Annotated in this window: 11 protein-coding genes; 3 read left to right on the top strand and 8 right to left on the bottom strand. The window is 66.2% G+C overall.

Annotated elements, in window-relative coordinates; all coding sequences use genetic code 11:
- Nucleotides 1-15: 15 nt before the first annotated feature.
- The 6 genes from nusA to AAFF19_RS10885 all read right to left on the bottom strand — a co-directional run bounded on the left by nusA (nt 16) and on the right by AAFF19_RS10885 (nt 8669).
- Complete coding sequence (gene nusA, locus AAFF19_RS10910; RefSeq protein WP_008904002.1) at nt 16-1500, bottom strand: transcription termination factor NusA; 1485 nt, start codon at nt 1498-1500, stop codon at nt 16-18.
- Nucleotides 1501-1579: 79 nt separating this feature from the next.
- Nucleotides 1580-2176, bottom strand: a complete 597-nt coding sequence (gene rimP, locus AAFF19_RS10905) for a ribosome maturation factor RimP (protein WP_342721796.1) — start codon at nt 2174-2176, stop codon at nt 1580-1582.
- A 385-nt stretch (nt 2177-2561) separates the two neighbouring features.
- A complete protein-coding gene (locus AAFF19_RS10900) occupies nt 2562-5912 on the bottom strand; it encodes a DEAD/DEAH box helicase (protein ID WP_342721795.1) in 3351 nt (1116 codons plus the stop codon).
- A gap of 191 nt (nt 5913-6103) precedes the next feature.
- Complete coding sequence (locus AAFF19_RS10895) at nt 6104-6508, bottom strand: thioredoxin family protein (protein WP_182120239.1); 405 nt, start codon at nt 6506-6508, stop codon at nt 6104-6106.
- A 71-nt stretch (nt 6509-6579) separates the two neighbouring features.
- A complete protein-coding gene (locus AAFF19_RS10890; RefSeq protein ID WP_342721794.1) occupies nt 6580-7860 on the bottom strand; it encodes a cytochrome c in 1281 nt (426 codons plus the stop codon).
- Between the two features lie 14 nt (nt 7861-7874).
- Nucleotides 7875-8669, bottom strand: coding sequence for a c-type cytochrome (locus tag AAFF19_RS10885; protein ID WP_008903997.1), 795 nt, complete (start codon nt 8667-8669; stop codon nt 7875-7877).
- Nucleotides 8670-8824: 155 nt separating this feature from the next.
- Between AAFF19_RS10885 and AAFF19_RS10880 the strand changes: the two genes are divergently transcribed.
- From AAFF19_RS10880 to AAFF19_RS10870, 3 genes are all read left to right on the top strand, one after another.
- Nucleotides 8825-10282, top strand: coding sequence for a PLP-dependent aminotransferase family protein (locus AAFF19_RS10880; protein WP_342721793.1), 1458 nt, complete (start codon nt 8825-8827; stop codon nt 10280-10282).
- Nucleotides 10283-10516: 234 nt separating this feature from the next.
- The gene (locus tag AAFF19_RS10875) at nt 10517-10870 is read left to right on the top strand and encodes a hypothetical protein (protein ID WP_008903995.1); all 354 of its coding nucleotides are present in this window, start codon (nt 10517-10519) and stop codon (nt 10868-10870) included.
- Between the two features lie 151 nt (nt 10871-11021).
- The gene (locus AAFF19_RS10870; RefSeq protein ID WP_342721792.1) at nt 11022-12344 is read left to right on the top strand and encodes a TAXI family TRAP transporter solute-binding subunit; all 1323 of its coding nucleotides are present in this window, start codon (nt 11022-11024) and stop codon (nt 12342-12344) included.
- A gap of 47 nt (nt 12345-12391) precedes the next feature.
- Here AAFF19_RS10870 and AAFF19_RS10865 read toward each other — a convergent pair whose 3' ends face one another.
- The gene (locus AAFF19_RS10865) at nt 12392-14833 is read right to left on the bottom strand and encodes a DUF1631 family protein (protein WP_342721791.1); all 2442 of its coding nucleotides are present in this window, start codon (nt 14831-14833) and stop codon (nt 12392-12394) included.
- A gap of 60 nt (nt 14834-14893) precedes the next feature.
- Entirely contained in the window at nt 14894-16555 is a 1662-nt protein-coding gene (gene ettA, locus AAFF19_RS10860; RefSeq protein WP_008903992.1) for an energy-dependent translational throttle protein EttA, read from the bottom strand.
- Nucleotides 16556-16704 lie beyond the last annotated feature (149 nt).

Genomic DNA, 16704 nt, shown 5'->3' with positions numbered 1-16704 from the left:
GTGCCTCCCTGACCTTTACTCTTGCCCTGCGAACCAGTGTTCGCGCGCCTTCATGATCAAGGCTTTGGCATCTTCATCAGACTGTCCGGTCAGGTCGGTCAGTTCATCAATGGCCAGATCGGCCAGGTCGTCACGTGTGTGCACACCGCCTTCGGCCAACTTTGCAATCAGCTCGGGGGTGAGGCCTTCGAGGTCGCGCAGGTCCTGGGAGACCTCTTCCACGCTTTCCTCACGGGCGATTTCCATGGTCAGGAGGGCATCCTTGGCACGGGCGCGCAGCTCGTTCACGGTATCTTCGTCGAAGCTTTCGATCTCCAGCATTTCCTGCAGCGGCACGTAGGCCACTTCTTCCAGGCTGTTGAAACCTTCAGCGATCAGGATGTCAGCGATTTCCTCGTCCACATCGAGCTTTTCCATGAACAGCTTGCGGGCCGTGTCGGTCTCGTTGGCCTGCTTCTGCGCGCTTTCGGCGGCGTCCATGATGTTGATTTTCCAGCCGGTCAGATCGGACGCCAGGCGCACGTTCTGACCACCACGGCCGATGGCGATGGCGAGGTTTTCCTCGTCTACCACCACGTCCATGGCGTGTTTTTCTTCATCGACCACGATGGAGGACACGTTGGCCGGTGCCAGGGCGCCAATCACAAACTGGGCCGGGTCTTCAGACCACAGGACGATGTCCACGCGTTCGCCAGCGAGTTCGTTGGTCACCGCATTCACGCGGGTGCCGCGCACACCTACGCAGGTGCCGATGGGGTCCACGCGCTTGTCGTGCGAGAGCACGGCGATCTTGGCGCGCGAGCCGGGGTCACGTGCGCAGGACTTGATCTCCAGCAGGCCCTGCTCGATCTCGGGCACTTCGTTGCGGAAGAGCTCGATCATGAACTCGGGGGCCGAGCGCGACAGGATGATGGGCGCGCCGCGCAGCGTCAGGTCCACTTCCATGATCATGGCCCGCACGCGGTCGCCGCTGCGCAGGTTTTCCTTGGGGATCATCTCGCCGCGACGCAGACGGCCTTCCACGCGGCCAGACTCGACAATGATGTCGCCCTTGTCCATGCGCTTGACGGTGCCGGTGAAAATCTTCTCGCCACGCGACATGAAGTCGTTGAGCAGCATTTCGCGCTCGGCGTCGCGGATCTTCTGCAGGATGACCTGCTTGGCAGCCATGGCGCCAATACGGCCAATCGGCACGGACTCGACACCTTCTTCGATGTACTCGCCCACTTCGATGTCCGGAATGCGGTCCTTCGCATCCATCAGCAGCTCTTCGGCCTCGGGGTTTTGCAGGCCGGCATCATCGGGCACCACCAGCCAGCGACGGAAAGTCTCGTAGTTGCCGCTGTCGCGATCTACGGACACGCGAATGTCCACCTCGCCCTGGTACAGCTTTTTGGTAGCTTGGGCCAGGGCCGACTCCACGGCGCCCAAGACCACATCACGCTCCACGTTCTTTTCGCGCGAAATGGCCTCAACCAACATCAACAATTCGCGATTCATGCGACGACTCTCCTGTTTCAATCACCCGAGGGCGGGGCTGCGCGCTGCAACCACCCACCCCACATTGTTCAGCAGCAAATCAGCCAGGGGCAGCCCCGGCTTTGCCCGCGCGCCCCTTGAAGTCCACGATGGGCGCCAGGCGTACATCCCGGCACTCGTCCAGGGTGAAGCCCATCGCCTGCAACGGGGCGGGCACGCGTTTCTTGCTGACTCTCTGACCTGGCTTGACCGGCGGCTCGTCGCTCCAGACGATCTGCCAGCCCCCGGTCTCGGCCCGCTCCAGCGTGCCGCGAAATTTCTTGCGGGTGGCGTTGACCTGCCCTCCCGCTGCTGCGGCGCCGATGGGCGCCTTCAGGGTGATGTCAATGACCAAGCCCTCGAAGCGCACGAAATCCTGCTCGTGACGCAAGGGGCGGTCGATACCGGGCGACGAGACTTCCAGGCGCTTGTATTCGGCGCCATCCACCTCCAGCGCAAACTGCAGCTGGCGGGTAACCTTCTCGCAATCCTCGACAGTGACAAACTGCTCCACTGGGGGTGTCGGCGCGTCGGCAGCCGGCTGCACCCAGGGCAAATCGATGGTGACGCGCAGAAGGCCGCCGGCGGAGCGTTCGATCTCCACCAGGTCATAGCCCAGACCCGTCACGATTTCTTCAACGACTTGCTGCAATGCCACGTGCTCAGTTCAATCCCGGAAAAACAATCCGACATACGCAAATCAGAATCAGGCCAATCGCCCTCTCCAAGGAAGCACTTTTTTGTGCACCTGTTTGCGTGTGTCCAAAACAAAAAACCCGATAACCCCCGGAGACCCTCTCCGACAGCTTCGAGCTCCAAAAGCGTTCGACCAAAAAAAACGGGCGGTTGGTACCCGCCCGCTTGGTCGTGAGAGTTGTATTGTAGCGCGCAAAGGGCTGTTTTGCAAAGACACGCAAGGGGAAAACTGTTGTCAACACGCCCTTTCGCGCCCTTGATTCCTCACCAATGCCAGCGCTCATGCGGCTTGCAGGCCGATAAGGCACAAAAACAGCCCCTTACGCGCACCCCACCAGCGCGAGCAGCTATGACAGTGATAGCGGCTGCAACAGCTCGGCCAGATCGCCCTCGGTGAACATCGGCACCTTGCGGGCCGCAGCGCCACTGTACAGACTGCCCGCCAACTGGGCCTTGCGCTCCTGCAGCGCCAGGATGCGTTCTTCGATCGTGCCCTGCGCCACCAGCTTGATCACCCAGACGCTCTGCACCTGGCCAATGCGGTGGGCGCGATCGGTGGCCTGGTTTTCCACCGCCGGGTTCCACCAGGGGTCGTAGTGGATCACCGTGTCGGCCTGTGGCAGGTTCAACCCCACCCCGCCCGCCTTGAGGCTGATGAGGAACAGCGGCACCTGCCCGCTGGTGAACTGTTCAATGATCGCGTCGCGCTTTTGGCTCTGGCCCGTGAGCTTGACCCAGGGCAGGCCGCGCTTTTTCAACTCGGCCTCGATCAGCGTGAGCATGCTGGTGAACTGCGAGAACAGCAAAATGCGCCGCCCTTCGGCGAGCATCTCGGGCAGCAGCGCCATCAGCTGGTCCAGTTTGGCCGATGTCTTGACCTTTTTGGCCGCATCCAGCGGCACCAGTTGTGGATGGCAGCAGACCTGGCGCAACTTGAGCAGCGCATCGAGGATGGTGATCTGCGATTTGGCCAGCCCCTTGGACTGCAAAGCCTCGCGCACGGTTTTTTCCATCCCCAGGCGGATGGTTTCGTACAGGTCGGCCTGCGCGCCGGTCAGTTCCACGGGCATCACCGATTCGACCTTGGGCGGCAGCTCGCCCGCCACCAGCGCCTTGGTTCGCCGCAGCATGAAGGGCGTGATGCGCGCACGCAGCTGCGCCATGCGCGCGCCGTCGCCCTGCTTTTCGATGGGCGTGCGAAACACTTCCTTGAAGCGCTGCTGGCTTCCCAGAAAGCCCGGCATCAGGAAGTGGAACAGGCTCCAGATCTCACCCAGGTGGTTTTCCATGGGCGTGCCCGACAGGCACAGCCGGTGACGCGCCTGCAGCTGGCTGACCACCTGGGCGGCATGCGTGCTGGCGTTCTTGATGTTCTGGGCTTCGTCGAGCACCACCAGGTGCCACTGGTGCGCCAGCCAGCGTTCGCGGTCGCGCTGCAGCAGCGAATACGGGGCGATGACGAGGTCGTGCTCGGTGACTTCGTCAGCCACCTGGTGGCGGCCTGCGCCGTGCAGCACCAGGCAGCGCAGGCCGGGGCAAAAGCGCGCGGCTTCGCGCTGCCAGTTGCCCATCAGGCTCACGGGCGCGATGACCAGCGCGGGGTGGGTCAGGCGCCCGGCGTCTTTTTCGACCTGGATGTGGGCCAGCGTCTGCAGCGTTTTGCCCAGGCCCATGTCGTCGGCCAGCACCCCGGCCAGGCCATTGGCGCTCAAGAACTGCAGCCAGTTCAGGCCCTGCTGCTGGTAGGGGCGCAGCGTGGCCAACACGCTGGCGGGCAGCGGCACATCGGGCAAGGCACTGGCGCCCCGCAACTGGGCCACCATGGCACGCAAGGCATCGGCGCCCTGCCACACCGCGCCTTCGCCCAGCGCGGCGCTGGTGCGCAGCGCGTCCAGGCGCGATAGCTTCAGGCTGCCGGCCTGGAAGTCCCGCGCCCGGTCGCCCACCAGATCCATCAGCGCCGCCATCCAGGGCCGCAGGGTGTCGGTGGGCAGGCGCACAAAGCCAGGACCGCTCAACGACGGCAGGTAGACATGCGAGGGCAGCTGGGGCAGGCCCGTGGCAGGGTCCAGCGGCTGGGTGGCTGCAGCAGCAATCAGATGGGGCAGCCAGGGCAGGATGTTGTGCCGCACGCCGTCGATGTCCATGCCCAGCGACAGCGCAAACCACGGCGATGTGGCCTCGTCGCCGCCTTCGGGCTGCAGCGCTACATCGAGCGCGTCGGCATGCTGGATCCAGCCGTCCAGCGCCGCATCCAGCGTGATGTCAAAACCGGCGTTTCGCAGCACCTCAAAGCCGTTGTCCGCCCAGTGCATCCAGTCGTTCTGCGAGTGTTCACCCGGAATGCCAAACAGGCCTTCGTCGGTGGCCAGCAGGCCGAGGTCCATCAGGCTTTGGATGGCGTTGAGTTCGGCCCCCGCGTCGCGCTGCAGCAGCACCTGGCCGCCGTCAGCGCCTTGCACCAGCACGGCGAGCTCCTGCCCGGCCCACCAACCAACATGGCCTGCGTAATCGAACTGCAGTTGCGCGGTGATGAGGCCCATGTCTGCCACTTCGTGCGGCGGCGACAGCGCAAGATGCAGACGGGCCACCGGGTTCACCCCGTGCACCCGCGCGAGTGGCCCGAGCACCGGCGGCAGCGGCAACAGCCCACCGATGCGGCGTGCCATGTCGGCATGGTGTTTTTGCAGCGCCGTGGCGCTGAGGGCGGGCGCCTTGAGCAGCATGGCGACCTGCGCCGGGCTCAGGCCCTCGGCCTGCACCGGGCCGCAAACGCCCTCGCTTGCGTCCAGATACAAAGGCGGGTGGTTGTCGCACAGCGTCGCTGACGCGCTGGGCAGCGTGGCCTGCAGTGCCCAGACACCCTCGCCCCCCTGGGCGGGCACCGACTCCTTCCAGCCCCACGTGATGGGCAGCGCATCGCCCCAGCGCAAGGGTGCGCCCACGGTGGACCCGCCCGCGTCCACAAACAGCCGGCCCGTGGCGGCCGCCTGCTCCAGCGCCAGCAAGCCCACAGCCCCTTCCAGCACCCCGATGGGCGCTACGCTGTACGCCGAGTAGTAGCCCACGCTGCGCGGCATGGCGCGCAGCAGCTGCAGCACCTGGCGGTCTGCATCGCTGGCGCGGTCGTACACCGCCTGGCCAGGCCCGGGCTGGGTGCGGATCTGCTTGGGCTTGGCCCAGCCGCCCGTGACCTTGGGGTACGAGACCACGGCTTCCAGCTGCATCTGCGGCACCGTGGTGCGCGACCGCCCCGCGGTGGAGACGAGGTACAGATAGCACTCGGGCCGCCCTGGATGCGCACTTGGCGCCTGCGAGGTGGCGGCGCCCACAGCGCGGTCCCAGTCCTGCAGCCAGTGCACCAGCCGTGCCTCGGCCTCGGCGCGGGCCAAAGCCTCTTTGCGCTCCCGCATTGCCGCCAAAGCATCTGCCGCATGTGATGAGTTCGTTCCGTCCGCAGGGTTCAGTTGCGCGGCCGCAAGCGTCAGGGCCACGGCGTGCTTGCAGTCCCCACCCACAGGGCAAGTGCAATCCCCGGACCAGTGCTTGACCTGCCCGTTGGGTGCAAGAATGAGGTGCACCAGCACCTGGTACGGCGCGGGCAGGCTGCCCTGCACCTCGCCCTCGATGGTCCAGCTGCCTTCGGCCTGGGGGGTGACGTCCATGCGAACCACGTCGGCGCGCCGGTACAGATCCATGCCGCGCGACCATGCGCCCCTGTCGCACTGGGCCTGCAGCGAACTGGTCTGAAACCACGGGGATCGTTGTGTAGCCACAAAAAAAATCAAATAAAAAGTGCCTCTAGCGCTTTACCATCAAGCGCTAGCAGCTATAAAAACAGGAGTACGCGGAGCGGAGTCGCATGCTGCGCGGCAGGCGCGGTGGGCCGCTACGCGCCGCGGGCGGTACGCACGCGCTCGAACACTTGCTGCGCCTCTCCGCCTGCGCCGGCACTGCCCGGTGCTGCGGCCTGCAAGCTGGTCAACAACCGCGCCAGCACGGGCGCCTGGGGCAGCAAGGGCCCCAGAAACAGCGCGCGCTCGCCATCGGCGATCAGCAGAGTGGGGAAGGTCTCCACATCCAGATCACCGGCGATGTCCGAGTCGTCCTCGATGTCCACCCATTCGAACCGCACCTCCGGATGCGCCCGGGCCAGTTCGTCAAACAGGGGGCGGTACACACCGCAGGTGCCGCACCATGCTGCGCACAGGCACACCGCCCACCAGCCGCCGCGCGTGGGGAGTTCAGGGCTTGATGGCGGTGGGGATTCTGGCAATGCGGCCGGGCTTTGCATCTAAGGGGCTCCTGGGGGTCGGTCAGCACGCGGCCGGACTGCGGGCAGGCGAACCGCCGCCCCAGCAACTGCTACATGCCGCGCCGTTCGCGGGCGCGATAAACCTCGATGGTACCCACACCGGGGGCCTGGTTGCCCCAGCTGTTGCGCACAAAGGTGGTCACGGCCGCGATGTCTTCGTCGGACAACAACTGCTGGAACGGTGGCATGCCGTACGGGCGCGGGTTGCCTGCGGTGGCGGGCAGGTAACCGCCCTGCAGCACCACGCGCACCAGGTTGGTCGGGTCGGCCAGCATCACTGCGCGGTTGCCCGCCAGCGCGGGGAAGGCACCGGGCTCGCCCTGGCCCTGGTCGCCGTGGCACTGGGCGCATTGCTGCTCGTACACCTTGCCGCCACGCGCCATGGCGCTGGCCGGGGGCGCGGCCACGGTGGCGGGCGGTGTGCTGCCCTGCTGCGGCAGGGCCTGCAGGTACACGGCCATGGCGCGGGCATCGACGTCGCTCAGGTACTGCGTGCTGCGGAACACCACCTCGGCCATGGGGCCCAGCACCGAGCCCTGGGGGGCCACGCCGGTTTTGAGCAGTGCGACCACGTCGTCCGTCTTCCACTCTTTGACGCCCGCTTCCTGCGCAGCATTGAGCGCAGGGGCATACCAGTTCTGCACCGGGATCAGCCCGCCGGTGAAGGCCTTGGCATCGGTGGTGGCGCCCAGTGCATTGCGCGGCGTGTGGCAGGCGGTGCAGTGACCCAGGCCGTTGACCAGGTACGCGCCCCGGTTGTACTCGGCCGTTTTCAAAGGCTCGTGCTGGGGCGCGCCGGGCGTGAAGAACAGCGCACGCCACACGGCCAGCGCCGCCTGCGTGTTGTACGGAAAGCGCAGGGCGTGGTCGCGGTTGGCCTCCGCGACGGCGGGCAGGCTTTGCAGGTAGGCAAAGATGGCGTCCGAGTCCTCGCGCGTCACCTGCGTGTAGTTGGGGTAAGGGAAGGCCGGGTAGAGCAGGCGCCCGTCCTTGCTGCGGCCGTGGTGCATGGCGCGCCAGAACTCGGCAGAGGTCCACGCGCCGATCCCATGGGCCTTGTCGGGCGTGAGGTTGGAGCTGTGCACCACGCCAAACGGCGTCTCGATGCCGCGCCCGCCGGAAAACGGCGCACCGCCCTGCGTGGTGTGGCAGGCCATGCAGTTGCCCACGCGGGCCAGGTATTCGCCGCGCTGCACCAGCGCGGGCGTGCTCTGCAGCGTCTCGTTGGGGGGCAGCGGTTCTTCACCACGCAGGTTCAGGGTGATCAGCACGGCTGCGGCAATGCCAAGGGCCGCCAGCACGCAAGAGAGGGACCAGAGGATGCGTTTCATCGGGGCATCCTTTCTCAGCGTGCCGCAGCGGCGACCACAGGCACTTCGGCCACGCCACCGCAGCGTGCGGGCATGGCGGCAGGCAAGGTACGGGCAGGCTTGCCGCCTGCTGCCACGGGCTGGGCGGCCAGCCAGGCAGAGACCGCGCTCACATCGTCGGGCGTGAGCTGGCGGGCAATATCGGCCATGCAGTCGGGCGCATGTGCGCGGCGCTGGCCGGTCTTCCAGGCGCCGAGCTGGCTGTTGAGGTAGTCGCGCGGCAGGCCCAGCAGGCCGGGTATGGACGGCTCCACCCCCGTCATGGCTGCGCCATGGCAGGCCACGCAGGCGGGGATGTTGCGGGCCACGTCGCCCACTTGCACCAGCTTGCGGCCTTGCTCCAGCGCAGCGGGGGGTGCCTGGGGCGCGGGCGGTGGCGGATAGGGCACATCCAGCGCGGCGAAGTGGTCGGCCATCTCGCGCAGGTAGTCGTCCGTCAGGTGCTCTATCAGGTAAGTCATCTGCGGGTAGCTGCGCCGCCCGTCGCGAAAGTTGATGAGCTGGTTGGCCAGGTAGCCCGCAGGCTTGCCCGCAATGCGCGGAAAGTAGCCGTCGGGCGTAGCCCGCCCCTCCTTGCCGTGGCAGGCGGTGCAGGCCAGCACGCGCGAGGCCATGGATGACGCGGGCACCGTGGCCGCCGGGGTTGCTGGCGCCGCGCTGGCCGGCGCGGTCTGGGCCTGGGCGCCAGCGCTCAAGGCCATCGCGGCCACCGCAGCGGCAGCAGACAGGAAAGAAACAGGGCGCAGCAGGCTGCGCAGGCAATCGATCATGGGGAATTGTCCGTGGGAAACCTGTCGGTGGGCGCACAAGGGGCATGCGCCAAGGCTTGCACCGACACGCCACGGCACTTTACGCGCTGGCTGAAAAACAGTACAGATTCAGTTTCAAGTTAAAAATACAGATCAGTTTGCCCCCCGCCCTGCCCATGAAACGCTACGAACGCCACGCTGACACCATCGCGCAGCTCATCCACAGTGGCGCGCTGCGCCCCGGCGACCGCGTACCCTCGGTGCGCGAAGCCAGCCGCACGCAGGGCATCAGCCCGTCCACCGTGTTCGAGGCGTATTACCTGCTGGAGGCCCAAGGCCTGATCCACGCGCGCCCGCGCTCGGGCTATTACGTGAGCGCCCGGGTGCCCGCCGCCGAGGCCCGGTCAGCCGAGCCCCTGCCCTCGCGCACGGCCGCCACTTCCACCGGCGTGGCCATCAGCGATCTGGTGTTCGAGGTACTGGGCCTGGCGCGCGACCGCGACCTGGTGCCGCTGGGCTCGGCCTTTCCGGGGCTGGAGCTGTTTCCGCTGGACCGCCTGGCGCGGTGCCTGGCCAGCGGCATGCGCAAGCTCGACCCGTGGACCATCGTGCAAAGCCTGCCGCCCGGCGACGAACGCCTGCGCCAGCAGATTGCGCTGCGCTACGGGCTGCACGGCATGGCGGTGGATGTGGAAGAAATCATCATCACCAACGGTGCGATGGAGGCGCTCAACCTGTGCCTGGAGGCCGTCACCCGGCCCGGCGATGTGGTGGTGGTCGAATCGCCCACCTTCTACGCCGCGCTGCAGGCGCTGGAGCGGCTGAACCTGCAGGCGCTGCAGGTGGCCACCCACCCGCGCGACGGCATCGACCTGACCGCGCTGGCCGAGGCGCTGGAGCGCCAGTCACCCCACCAGCCTGTCAAGGCCTGCTGGCTCATGCCCAGCTTTCAGAACCCGCTGGGCAGCCTGATGCCCGCGGACAAAAAACGCGAGCTGGTGGCCCTGCTGGCGCACCACGGCGTACCGCTGATCGAAGACGACGTGTATGGCGAACTGCACTTCGGCCCCCAGCGCCCGCCACCGACCAAGGCGTTTGACGGTGCGGGGCTGGTGATGCACTGCAGCTCGTTCAGCAAAAGCCTGGCGCCCGGCTATCGCGTGGGCTGGGTGGCGGCGGGCCGCTTCGCCACGGCGGTGCAACGGCTCAAGCTCATGACCACGCTTTCGGCCGCCACGCCGTCGCAGCAGGCGCTGTCCGAATACCTGGCCCAAGGCGGCTACGACCGCCACTTGCGCGCACTGCGCCGCAGCCTGGAACAACAGCAGGCCATCGCGCTGGCGGCGGTGGCCCGGCACTTTCCGCCCGGCACGCGCGTATCGCAGCCCGAGGGAGGCTACTTTCTGTGGGTGGAGCTTCCGCCACAGGTCAACGCCCTGGATCTGCACTGCCGGGCACTGCAGCACGGCATCAGCCTGGCCCCGGGGCAGATCTTTTCGGCAGACCAGCGTTTTGCAAACTGCGTGCGCATCAACTATGGGCACCCGGCGCGGGGGCTCCTGGAGCCCGCACTGCAGACCGTGGGGGCGCTGGCCGCGAATCAAACGCCTGCGAACACCCTCAATCACTCCTAAATTCATAGCTGCTTGCGCTTTACAGATAAGCGCTGAAGCCATATTTTTCATATATTTTTCTGTGCACACCGGCACCGCACATGCTGGCAGCCACGCCGTGTGTTGGAAGCACCCAACCTCGGGTTCTCCCCACATCGGCGCGACGATTGCATGGGCATACTGGCGCCCACCCGGCTGAGCCCGCGTGCCTGAGCCCCGGCCACCGGGGGCTCGCCCCCTTCCTACCCACCACCCATGGCCACCACGCCCCAGCCTGTCCCGTTTCTGACCGTGGAAGACGAAGACGACTGGGTCGTCTCGTTTGCGCTGTGCCCGCAGGGCGGCAATCGCCTCACGCTCATGCGTGCGCCCCGGCTCGAATTCATGATGCACCCCGAGCAGCGCGGCGTCTCGGTGGCAGCAGAAACACCCCCGCACCGCGCGCAACTGGTGGCGGTGCAGTGGGGCAGCACCAGCGTGGATGTGGTGTCTACCGAGCGGCGCTACCGCCTGGACGTCAGCAAGATCGACGGCCGCACACTGGCCGCCGCGATGCGGGTGCTGGGCAAGATGAATTTTGACCAGCGGTTCCAGCTCGCCAGTCTTTAGCCGCAACAGCGGGATAATCCCGGCCACTGTCCGGCCAACGCCGCGCACCCAGGCCCGCCCTCCCGGCCAGCGCCCTCCACAGAGCGCGCATCGCAGCCCCTGGGCAGCGGTGGCGCGGCTGGCGCCCCCCCCTTCACGCACCGTCCATCCCATGTCCCAGGCCTTTCGCAACACCCTGCTTTCACTGCGCGATCTGATCGTGTCCGCTGGCCCGCTGGCCATCCTGGCCGTGGCGCTGGTGGTGCTGGCGTACTGGTGGCTCAACCCCAATCCGCCCAAAACCGTCACGCTGGCCACCGGCCCGGCGCAAAGCGCCTACGAAGAGTTTGGCAAGCGCTACCAGAAAGCACTGGCGGCCGAAGGCATCGACGTTCTGCTCCTGGCCAGCGACGGGTCTTCGCACAATCTGGAGTTGCTGCGCGATGGCAAGGCCGATGTGGCCTTCGTGCAGGGCGGCACGGCCGAACTGCAACCCGACGACACCGACGAACTGGTGTCGCTGGGCAGCCTCTTTGTGGAGCCGGTGTGGCTGTTCTACCGATCGGACAGCGCAGAGCGCAGGGCCAGGTCCCCCCGCATTGACAACCTGCGGCAACTGCGCGGCTGGCGGGTGAATGTGGGCTCGGAGGGCAGCGGAGTGCCCCGGCTCATGGAGCGGCTGCTGGAGGCCAACAAGCTGGCGCCCGGCGACGTGCAGATGTCCCGGCTGGACCAGACGCCCGCCACGGTGAAGTTTCTGGCAGGCGAGCTGGACGCGCTGGTGTTTGCCTCGGCCCCCGAGTCGCTCATGGTGCAGATGCTGTTACAGACACCCGGGGTGCATCTGCTCGACTTTCCGCAGCATGAAGCCTATGCGCGGCGCTTTCCCTTTCTCACGCCGGTGACACTGCCACGCGGCGTGGTGGACCTGGCGGCCAATGTGCCGGCAGGGGATGTGCGGCTGGTGGCGTCCACCACCTCGATGCTGGCGCGCGAAGCCACGCACCCTGCGCTGCTCACGCTGTTCGCCCAGAACGCCCAGAAGCTGCACGGTGGCTCGGGCTGGTTCAACCGGGCCCGGGAGTTCCCCAACTCGCGCCACAGCGAGCTGCCACTTTCCAAGGAAGCCGACCGCGCCATGAACGAGCCGGTACCGATGCTGCAGCGCTACCTGCCGTTCTGGCTGGCGAACCTGATCGAGCGCATGTGGCTGGTGCTGGGCATCCTGCTGGCCATCATGCTGCCGCTGTCGCGCGTCGTGCCGCCGCTGTACCAGTTCAGGGTGCGTTCACGGGTGTTCCGCTGGTATGGCCGGCTGCGTGAAATCGAGAACGACATGGAGACCGGCAAGGCAGCGCCAGCCGAACTCCTGCAGGCGCTCGATGCGCTGGAGGCGCAAGCTGAAAAGGTGAGCGTGCCGCTGTCGTATGCCGACGAGTTGTACGCATTGCGCAACCACATCCACCTGGTGCGCAAGAAGTTGCTGCGCACTTGAGGTAAGTACCTGAGGCGTGTATCCGCCCGGCCCACCGGGGGCCCGCGTCAGCGCGTCTTGGGGGGCTTGCCCGCCAAGGGGGCCGCCCTGGATGCAACGCCCGACGGTTTGCGGGGCGATCCTGACGCCGCGGCGTCCAGGGCGCGGGTGGTGGTCACGGGAGGCAGCAGGCGCAAGGAGCCATCCGTGAACAACTTGTCGCGCATGCGCCGGGTCATCGACTGCGTGCTGGCATCCGGCGCCGTGAAAAGGAACAGCGTGCCGTGCGGGCTGGCCCAGGTGAGCTGGGTGCGCACGACCCGACCGTTGGTGACAAGCTCCACCCAGGCGCCTATGACAAAGTCTGCATAGGGGTCAGGCGCGGCAACAGGCGCCTCGGCGGTGTCCACAGGCGCTTGGGCAGAAGGCTCCGCCGAAGCAGGTTCCGCGGCTGGTGCGGACTCGGGCGCTGGCTCGGGTTCTGGCGATGACGCCGCGGCGGGCGCCGGTTTTTCAAACGCTGACTGGTGCAACCCCACCAGCCGCTGCAAAAACGCACTGGTCTGGGTGGGGGGGTAATTGATGGTCTTGAGGCCCTTGCGCAGCTTGGCCAGCAGCCCGGGGATGGCCTCGTTCAGACGGTCCGGCTCCAGGCGGGTGAGGTCGGGCTGCGCGCTCCACAGCAGCACCGGCACCAGCGCCAGGTACCCGCCCGGGTCTTCGTCCTTGCCGTCGCCGCCCTTGAGGACCTGCGCCAGCGCAATCACGTCTGCCCAGGGGCCGGCCGCAAAGTCCAGCACGTCGGCCGGCACATTGCCCAGGCCAGGCAGCTTGCGGATGTCGGCAGCCGTTTTTTCTGCCAGCATCTCGCGCTGCTCGGCCTGCAACAGGGTGTTCTGCTGCTCCTCCTGCTGGGCCTTGATCTTTTTCTCTTGCGTATCCCAGGCAGACTGCAGCGCCTTGAGCACCGAGTCAAACGGCCCGGCGTCCCGGATGTCGTTGGCGGTGAGGTGCCCCACGGCACCCTGCACCAGGCGCATGAAACGGCTGAACCCGGGCGTGGACTCCTCGGCAAACGCAAGGCTGCGCTGCGTCAGCTCGTCCAGCAGGATGCGCGCAGGGTGCGTCGCATCGGTAAAGAACCGCGTGTCGTGCGTCACCAGCTGCTTGAGGGCCGGCTCCAGGCTTTTCACCGCCTGTTGCACGGGCGGCAGCAGCCGGGTGTCCTGGGCAATGTTCTGCATCATGCGGCCTACCACCTCCATGGCCACCGCAGGCGACTGTGCTGCGGCCTCCATGGGCATCGCGGCGTAAACCACCGGCGCCACACCCGAGGCGCGCCATCCAGACAAGGGCGCCGACAGGGAAGCCGCCGGGCTGCCGTTGGCAAGCCGGCCCACCAGACGCTCGAGCTGGGCCATGTCTTCAATGGCCTCTGCCGCCGCACCGGCTGGGAAGTACCCGCCTGCGTGCGCCATGGGCGCGCCCTGCGCGCCCCCCACCGGCATCCCCACCACAGGCCCACCCCAGCCCGGCTGCAGCGCCACCGGCTGAGATGGCATCACGCCATGCGCGGGGACGCTGAACGGGTCTCCACCCGCCAGCATCTGGCGCAGGATGCCCACGGTGAGCAACGCTTCTTCCGCAGCCGGCGCCATGGCGGACTGCGTGGAATCCCCGCTCCAGCCCGTCGACGGACCGCCACCACGGCCGTACCCGGTGGTGCCGTATTCGCTCATGGGTGCGCTGGTCGAATGACCGTAGCCGGAATATCCGCTGCCGTATCCGGTGCCCATCCCGGTGTTCATGCCGGGGCCACCGTAACCGCCGCCGCGCCCGCCCTGCCCGCCCGGCGTGCCCACCACGGCATACCCCACGGGTTGCACGCCGTGTTCGCGCAGGCTGGCGGCTGTCTTCTTGTATTCCTCCACCAGCAGCTTGCCCAGCAGGTCACGCATGTGCTGCATCCACAGCTGGCGCACCTCGGCAGAAACACCGGTGTCACCCACCACCCGCTGAAGGGCACGGATGTAGCTCTCGGGCCGCAGCGGGTTGCGCTCGGGCTGCACGCTGCGAAGCCCCTGCGCAGAACTGACCAGCGTGTTGAGCTCTGCCAGCACGGCATCGGTGGCATGCAGCGCGGATTGCTGCGCCTTGGAGAGCTCGACCTGCGCCTGCATTTCGCTCTCGTCCATGAGCGAGAGCTCGCCAAAGTCCATTCCGGTGTCTTCCGCGGAGCTGCGGCCTTTGGCGGCAGAAGGGCCCTCCGCAAAAATCTCCAGCAGCGCCATTGGATAGCCCTTGACCAGCGCTGCTTCGTGCTGGGTCAGCAGGCGCAGGCTGTCACTGACCAGATTGCGCTGCTGGATGTTGCGCACCACAGACTCTTCCGCCGTCAGGGCCCCCTGCGTGACCTTGACCAGTTCCTGCATCAAGGCCTCGCCCCCGCGCACGGCGTTGACGACACAAGCGCGAAAAACGGTTCTCGAACGAGAAGCAGGCTGGGACATGGTGGGGAGGAATCAATTGCCCGACGGGGCTCCGGGTGCAATGCTACTTGACCAGACGCCCTATTTGAGGGCCTTGAACCGCATACGCTTGGGTTTTGCGCCTTCTTCGCCCAGACGCTTCTTCTTGTCGGCCTCGTACTCCTGGTAGTTGCCGTCGAAGAACGTCCACTGGCTGTCGCCTTCAGCGGCCAGGATGTGCGTGGCAATCCGGTCGAGGAACCAGCGATCGTGGCTGATTACCAACACTGTGCCCGCATATTCGAGCAGGGCGTCTTCCAGTGCACGCAGGGTTTCCACGTCCAGGTCGTTGGAGGGTTCGTCCAGCAGCAGCACGTTGCCGCCCGCGATCAGTGTCTTGGCCAGATGCAGGCGACCGCGTTCACCACCGGAAAGCAAGCCGACCTTCTTTTGCTGGTCGCCGCCGTTGAAGTTGAAGCGCCCGGCGTAGGCACGGCTGGCCATGGTGAACTTGCCGATGTTGATCATGTCCAGGCCACCGGAGATGTCTTCCCACACGGTCTTGTCGTCCGACAGGGCATCGCGGTGCTGGTCCACAAAGGCCATCTTCACCGTGGCACCGATCACCACCTCACCGCTATCGGGCTTCTCGCGGCCAGCGATGAGCTTGAACAGGGTCGATTTACCGGCACCGTTCGGGCCGATGATGCCGACGATGGCGCCTGCCGGGATCGTCATGGACAGGTTGTCAATGAGCACGCGGTCGCCAAACGACTTGGTGACGTTGTGGAATTCGATCACCTGTGTACCCAGGCGCTCGGCCACAGGAATGAAGATTTCCTGCGTTTCGTTGCGCTTTTGGTATTCGTAGTCGCTCAGTTCCTCGAAGCGGGCGATACGCGCCTTGCTCTTGGCCTGGCGGCCCTTGGCGTTCTGGCGCACCCATTCCAGTTCCTTCTTCAGGGCCTTGGCGCGGGCTTCCTCACCCTTGTTTTCGGATTCCAGGCGGGCCTGCTTCTGGTCCAGCCAGGTGCTGTAGTTGCCCTTGTAGGGGTGGCCATAGCCCCGGTCCAGCTCCAGGATCCACTCGGCCGCGTTGTCAAGGAAGTATCGATCGTGGGTGATGGCCACCACGGTGCCAGGGAAGCGGTGCAGGAACTGCTCCAGCCAGTCCACCGATTCGGCGTCCAGGTGGTTGGTGGGCTCGTCGAGCAGCAACATGTCGGGCTTGGACAGCAGGAGGCGGCACAGCGCCACACGGCGCTTTTCACCACCCGACAGCAGGCCGATCTTGGCATCCCAGGGCGGCAGGCGCAGCGCATCGGCTGCGATTTCAAGCTGGTGCTCGGAGTCCGTGCCCGCGGTGGCGATGATGGCTTCAAGGCGCGCCTGCTCGGCCGCCAGGGCATCGAAATCCGCATCTGGCTCTGCATAAGCGGCATACACCTCTTCGAGCTTGGCCTTGGCGGCAAACACCTCGCCCATGGCCTCTTCTACGCTTTCGCGCACCGTGTGCTCGTTGTTGAGCTGGGGTTCCTGGGGCAGATAGCCGATCTTGATTCCCGGCATGGGGATGGCTTCGCCTTCGATCTCCTTGTCGACGCCGGCCATGATCTTGAGCAGTGTGGACTTGCCGGAACCGTTCAGACCCAGCACGCCGATCTTGGCGCCGGGGAAGAAGCTCAGGGAAATGTCTTTCAAGATCTGCCGCTTGGGTGGCACGGTCTTGGAGACGCGATTCATCGAGTAAACGTATTGGGCCATGGGGGTTCTGACTTGCGAAAGTGGGCAGGATGTCTGCATCCGAGCCTGTCCAGGAGGTCATTTCCGGGTCTCCGGAAAACGCCGAACAAGCTCTCAAACCTTGGATTATCGGTCCATGCGACAATACCCCTCGTTGCGGGCTCCAGTTG

Source organism: Acidovorax sp. FHTAMBA, assembly GCF_038958875.1.
Classification (GTDB): domain Bacteria; phylum Pseudomonadota; class Gammaproteobacteria; order Burkholderiales; family Burkholderiaceae_C; genus Acidovorax.
Note: the sequence above shows the minus strand (reverse complement) of the source record. Positions and strands in the feature narration are given on the sequence as shown.

Bases quoted from the DNA above. Each gene is read 5' to 3' on its own strand.
- nusA (WP_008904002.1), bottom strand. From the start codon at position 1,500: ATGAATCGCGAATTGTTGATGTTGGTTGAGGCCATTTCGCGCGAAAAG.
- AAFF19_RS10900 (WP_342721795.1), bottom strand. From the start codon at position 5,912: ATGGATCTGTACCGGCGCGCCGACGTGGTTCGCATGGACGTCACCCCC.
- AAFF19_RS10895 (WP_182120239.1), bottom strand. From the start codon at position 6,508: ATGCAAAGCCCGGCCGCATTGCCAGAATCCCCACCGCCATCAAGCCCT.
- AAFF19_RS10890 (WP_342721794.1), bottom strand. From the start codon at position 7,860: ATGAAACGCATCCTCTGGTCCCTCTCTTGCGTGCTGGCGGCCCTTGGC.
- AAFF19_RS10885 (WP_008903997.1), bottom strand. From the start codon at position 8,669: ATGATCGATTGCCTGCGCAGCCTGCTGCGCCCTGTTTCTTTCCTGTCT.
- AAFF19_RS10880 (WP_342721793.1), top strand. From the start codon at position 8,825: ATGAAACGCTACGAACGCCACGCTGACACCATCGCGCAGCTCATCCAC.
- AAFF19_RS10875 (WP_008903995.1), top strand. From the start codon at position 10,517: ATGGCCACCACGCCCCAGCCTGTCCCGTTTCTGACCGTGGAAGACGAA.
- AAFF19_RS10870 (WP_342721792.1), top strand. From the start codon at position 11,022: ATGTCCCAGGCCTTTCGCAACACCCTGCTTTCACTGCGCGATCTGATC.
- AAFF19_RS10865 (WP_342721791.1), bottom strand. From the start codon at position 14,833: ATGTCCCAGCCTGCTTCTCGTTCGAGAACCGTTTTTCGCGCTTGTGTC.
- ettA (WP_008903992.1), bottom strand. From the start codon at position 16,555: ATGGCCCAATACGTTTACTCGATGAATCGCGTCTCCAAGACCGTGCCA.